The organism is Armatimonadota bacterium (assembly GCA_020354555.1).
Lineage (GTDB): Bacteria > Armatimonadota > Hebobacteria.
In genome coordinates this window covers 859239-864801 of the sequence record CP070648.1, presented here as the reverse complement: position 1 = coordinate 864801, position 5563 = coordinate 859239, and the positions used below count along the sequence as shown (strand labels likewise).

At 63.6% G+C, this 5563-nt stretch carries 5 protein-coding genes; 4 read left to right on the top strand and 1 reads right to left on the bottom strand.

What is annotated here, in order from left to right; genetic code table 11:
- From JSV65_03570 to JSV65_03555, 4 genes are all read left to right on the top strand, one after another.
- The coding region (locus JSV65_03570) for a hypothetical protein (GenBank protein UCH35439.1) at positions 1-613 on the top strand (613 nt) is incomplete at its 5' end.
- Positions 614-618: 5 nt separating this feature from the next.
- Positions 619-2232, top strand: coding sequence for a glycosyltransferase family 39 protein (locus tag JSV65_03565; protein UCH35438.1), 1614 nt, complete (start codon positions 619-621; stop codon positions 2230-2232).
- Between the two features lie 502 nt (positions 2233-2734).
- Positions 2735-4141 carry an MBOAT family protein gene (locus tag JSV65_03560; protein ID UCH35437.1) on the top strand — a complete coding sequence of 469 codons (1407 nt, stop codon included), beginning with the start codon at positions 2735-2737 and terminating at the stop codon, positions 4139-4141.
- 10 nt (positions 4142-4151) lie between these two features.
- Complete coding sequence (locus JSV65_03555) at positions 4152-5198, top strand: hypothetical protein (GenBank protein UCH35436.1); 1047 nt, start codon at positions 4152-4154, stop codon at positions 5196-5198.
- Between the two features lie 100 nt (positions 5199-5298).
- On the opposite strand, the gene JSV65_03550 is transcribed toward JSV65_03555, so the two are convergent.
- On the bottom strand, positions 5299-5563 hold a 265-nt coding region (locus JSV65_03550; protein UCH35435.1), incomplete at its 5' end, for a hypothetical protein.

Here is a 5563-nt window from a genome sequence, read left to right as displayed (position 1 = left end):
TTACCCCGGGGTGTTTCTGACGTCTGCCGCCATCCTGATGCTGCAGATCGCGCTCACGCGTCTGTTCTCCTTCACCCTATGGTATCATTTTGCGTACGTCGTCATCAGCTTGGCGCTTCTGGGATATGGCGCGAGCGGGGCAGCCCGGCTCGTCATCCGGCCGGACGCGGACGGGCACACTCCGTATCGCCTCTCGTGCCAGAAGACGATGCAAGGGGGGCAGCAAGCAGTCGCGCTCATCCGTCCCACCCAGGGGCCGATTCTGAGCGAAGACACGGGACTGCTCCACATCGCGGGGCGGCCCATCCTGCTCGATCCCGACAAGATGACTTCGATTTCTCACGATCGCACTTGGGATCAGCGCCCGTTGCTGAAGGATGTCAAGCGTCGGTGCTTCGCGCTCATCATCACACAGTGCGATCCCCTCAGCGGTTGGAATGATCGCTGGGGGCCGTATGGCAACTACCGATTCAGCGTCGGCATGGCGCGCGCGATCATGGAGAACTACTACCTCGTGCGCCAAGCCGGCTTGCACTACATCCTGAGGCCGCTTGATGGCAAGCATCCGTCCTGCGCCACTCCTAGGCGCAAACTTGTGGCCGATAGCCGTTGAAACAGATGAGCGCAACGCACGAGCTCGACGTACAGCCCCTTCGGACCTCGCTGTGGCGACGCGCACCGGCGACCGTACTGTATATCGCTGCCGTCGCGCTGCTGGCCCACTCGTTCGGACGACTTGTCGAATACGACCACTGGGCGATCACCTGCCCCTACGAAATCGAATATGGCGAAGGCATCGTCCTGCAGAATGCCGTCAACATCGCGCACGGCCGCACTCTGTACACCGACTACCACAGGTATCCGTACGTTGTCGCTACCTATCCTCCTGTCTATCCGCTCCTGACCTCGACCGGCATCTGGTTGTTTGGCGTGTCGTTTGCGTTTGGCCGCGCCGTCTCGGCGCTCGCGGCTCTCGCCACCGCGGTGCTCATCTGGCTGATCCTACGCCGGTCAGTCAGAGCACGCTGGGCGGCCGCAGCGGCAGCCGCTTTCTTTCTCGCGGCGCCCATCACCTGCTGGTGGGGCGTGGTCATGCGCGTCGACATGATGGCCGTATTCCTGGGCATCGCGAGTCTCTACTGCGTTGCCCGGGGCGGACGCTCGCTCGTCGTCGCCGCCGTGCTTATGACCCTTGCCATCTACACCCGGCAATCCGAGGTGGCGCCACTCGCCGCCGGCGTCACCTACCTGTGGTGGATCGGCCAGCGGAGGAACGCGGTACTTCTGGGCACGAGCTGCGTGACCGCCGTGCTCGCACTTTTCGCCGCGCTGCAGGTGACGTCTCACGGCTGGTTCTTCCAGCACATCGTCGTCGCAAACCGCAATCTCTGGGAGCTGAGGTATCTCGTCTCGCTCTGGCGGTCAACCTTCCTGAGCTGCCCGTTCCCATTCGCAGCAGGGGTGCTCGGCGCAGCTACGGCGCTCGTGCCGGATCGCGTTTCGGGAAGTCACGCCGATCGGAGGGCCGGTCAGCCTACGCGATTGCTGGTCCTCTACTTCGTGTTCGCCATGCTGGTTTCGGCAACCGGTGGCAAGATCGGCGCCACCGTCAACTACATGGTCGAGCCGCTCGCCGCATCATGTCTGATGTGCGGCGTGGCGATCGACCGTCTGGCGCAGCGGCGCCAGAAGTGGCAAGGTGAAGCGGCGTGGGCAGCACTGTGGCTCGCACTGATCGGGTCGCTGGTCTTTCCGCTGATTGCTCCCGAGATGGGGCCGAAGGTGGGCGACCGACACTGGCGCCAGGATACTGTCCGGGGAGGTGCGGCGGCGGTCTCGTTGATCCGTCACGCGCGGGGGGATATCCTGAGCGAGGACACCGGTCTTCTCCCCATTACCGGCCGCCCGATCCTGCTTGATCCGCACAAGATGACCTCGATGTTCCGCGACGGCAACTGGAGTCAGCGCCAACTCATCAAGGATATCGACCGCCGTCGTTTCGCCCTCATCATTCTGCGGTGGGATCCCATCGGCGGAGCCACCGATGAATGGGCCACCTACGGTGGCTACCGCTGGAGCATCGGCATGGGGCGTGCCATTATGCGCAACTACTATCTGCGCGGAAAGGCGGGCGACCTCTATTTCGTGGCGCCCGCTGACAGCAAACATCCGACCTGCGCGGAGATGCACCGCCAGCTCGTCGAGCGGAGTCGCGCCCACCGCTCGCAATGAGGCGCGGCGGGCCCTGGCGATCGCGCAATGTCCGCACCGGCGTCGCGCGTGCCGGACCGCAGGCGCAGCGCGGGATTGGCGTGGCGTCACGGCCGGCTGCCGCGCTCGACGCGACGCCCGCGGGACCGGATGTTGCCATCCGCCTCACGTCCGCGAGCGCCGGTCTCGCGCGAGAGGATGTGCGCCCTCGGCATGCGCATCGCGACGCCTCTCCATGTCAATGAAGGTTGTGAGGACGCGGGCGTTGAAATTAGGCTCGATCACTCATGCTCTCCAACGCGTCCGCGGGATCATACGTACATTGGCTGACCGTCGCTGCGCGCGGGTAATTCATGACGCCAAGATCGGCGCTATGTAAACGATCGGGACCCGTGATGAATCATCCGGGCTATTGCTTACTCAATGCCGCGCGAGAACGCGGGATCCGAGGCGGCGACCCGGGGCTTCACGGCAACCGTCGCGGCCGTGCTCCTGAGCGGACAGACGGTGCGGGAACCGACTCGTGCTCTTCACGACGCCGATATTTCTGTGCTTCTTAGTCATCGTGTACGTCGTCTTCAGGCTGCTGCCGGCGGGACGGCCGCGCACGATCTTTCTCATCCTCGCCAGCTATGTCTTCTACATGTCGTGGAATCCGCCGTTCGTTTTGCTTCTGATCTTCTCGACCATTCTCGATTACAGCGTCGGCCTGGCGCTGGCCCGGGAGGAGCGGCACGGGCGGCGCAAGGCTTTGCTGCTGGCGAGCGTGGTGGGCAACCTCTCGGTACTCGGATTCTTCAAGTACGCCAACTTCTTCAATGCCAATCTTCAGGTCCTGCTGAGTTACGTCGGAGCTGAGTTCCACCCTACGCCGTTCAACATCATCCTCCCTTTGGGCATTTCCTTCTACACCTTCCAGTCGATGAGCTACAGTATCGACTGCTATCGCCGCACGCGGGAGCCGACGCGCGACTGGCTTTCCTTCGCACTCTTTGTGACTTTCTTCCCGCAGCTTATCGCCGGGCCGATCGTGCGCTCGGACCAATTCTTATCCCAGGTCGAGCGGCACCAGCGGTTCACGTGGGCGGCCTTTGCCGTGGGGTGCAATCTGATCATGCTGGGCCTGGTCAAGAAGATGGTGCTGGCCGACAACCTGGCGGTGTTCGTGGACCGGATCTACGGCGACCCGTCCGCGGCAGGTTCGGCGCAAGCGTGGGTGGCGACGTGGGCGTTCACCGCACAGGCCTACTTTGACTTCTCTGCGTACGCCGATATCGCATGCGGGCTCGGCTATCTGTTCGGCTACCGCCTGCCGGTAAACTTCCGGCAGCCATATCTCTCAACTGGGTTCCGCGATTTCTGGTCGCGGTGGCATATTACGCTCATGACGTGGCTGCGCGACTACCTCTACTTCCCCCTCGGCGGATCGCGGCGGACCAAGGCGCGCAACTATTTCAACTTGTACGTCACGCTCGGCTTGTCGGGCCTGTGGCACGGCGCGAGCTGGAACTTCGTCATCTTCGGCCTAGTGCACGGAACCTACCTCGTCGCCGAGCGCATGGTCTTCGGACCCAAGGGAGTCCCGGTGCTGGCGGGGTGGCGCCGGCTGGTGGGGGTACTGTCGACGGTGCAACTATTCGCCTTCAGCCTCATATTCTTCCGCGGGCAGACGCTGGCGGACTCGGTAATCATTCTCAAGCGCATGTTTTTCTGGGGATCGGCGCCGCACGTTCCCCTGCGCTGGGAGTACCAATTATGGGTGCCGCTGATCTTGACTATCGTCGGCCACGCGCTGGTGTACAAGCGTCCGCTCGATCCCACCTTGCGGTCATATCCGCGGTGGGTGGTGCTGGTGTTGTACGGGGTCGCGGCGGTGGGTATATCGCTCTATGGGGCATCGGGCAGTGAGTTCATATACTTCCAGTTCTAGACGCCTTACGGTGCTGCTGGCCGCGGTCATCGTCGTCGGTCTAAACCAACTCGGCCGCGTCCCGGTGCGGGCGCCCTTCGTCAACGGCGAGAAGAGCCGGTATGGCAAAGCCAAGGCGATCACCCAGCGGCACCCGGGCGGGGCTGACGTCGTGGTCGTCGGCAATTCCGCGGCCCAGTTCGGCATCGACGCGAAGCAACTGGCGCGCGCTCTGCGGCTGCCCAATCAAGGGGGGGCGGTGCCCGAGGTGATAAACGTTGCCGTACCGGCCGGCGATCCCGCATCGAGCCTGTGGTTCTGGCGCCACCTCACGCGCGCCGATTTGCTCAAGACGAAGCTCTTGATCGTGGGCGTGGCGCCGATCGATTTCATCCCTGACAGCGCCAGCCGCGATTTCGCGCTGAGATACCTGTTCGACGCCAAAGATGCCTGCTGGCTGCTACGGAACCGGCGCCCGAGCGAAGCCGCCGAGCTCCTCCTCTATCGGGCCCTTCCACTCTATGCGTATCGCCAGGCGGTGCGCAATCTCATCACGCGCCAGCCGGCGCCTCCTCCGCTCCCCGACGGCGAAAACAATCGCATGTGGTGCACGCCGGCGTACTCCCGAGCCTTTCAGGGATATCGGATCGATAATTTCAAGGAGCGGTGCCTGGAGCAACTCATCGTCGATGCCCGCGGGCGCGGCGTGCAGGTGCTGCTTCTGGCTTTGCCGGTTCATCCCTCGCTCCAGACAGTGACGGAAGGGCTGGTCTTTCCCGGAACCGTGAAAGGCGTGACGTCGCTGCGTTGGACGGAGACTACGAAGGCCCCGCTGTGGATCTTTAACCACGCAATTGGGGACCTGGCCAGACGGCATCAGGTGCCATTCTTCAACTACCTCACGAAGCCGGACTCGCGGCGCTTCACTTACGCGGATCCCCCGCACCTGAACCATCAGGGTGCGCAGCGGTTCACGGCTGAACTGGCGCGCCGCCTCACCAGGGAACTGACGAGCGCACAGCGGAGGCGGTCCCAGGGGCTGACCGGCGCGGCGCGGCAAGACAACGGCGCATCATGACTCCGACCGGTCCCAGCCGAGACGGCTGGCCGCTTGCCGGCTGCAGCGCGTATCCCCCTCCGCCCTCAGGTATGGGCCACGCTGTTGATACCCGAACTCATCACCGTTCGCGTTCGCGAAGCAGTCCCTCGTGCAATTCCCAACACGACGGATGCTTGCCGTCGAGCGGAGCGGTGATGGAGAAGTAGCCCGCGTGCTTGGCCAGGTAGTAGTTGCGCATAATGGCACGGCCCATGCCGATACTCCAGCGGTAGTTGCCGTAGGTACCCCACTCGTCGCTGGCGCCGCCGGCCGGATTCCATACCGAGATGATGAGGGCGAAGCGGCGCCGCTTGATGTCCTGAATCAGCGGGCCCTGGTCCCAG

Bases quoted from the DNA above. Each gene is read 5' to 3' on its own strand.
- JSV65_03565 (UCH35438.1), top strand. From the start codon at position 619: ATGAGCGCAACGCACGAGCTCGACGTACAGCCCCTTCGGACCTCGCTG.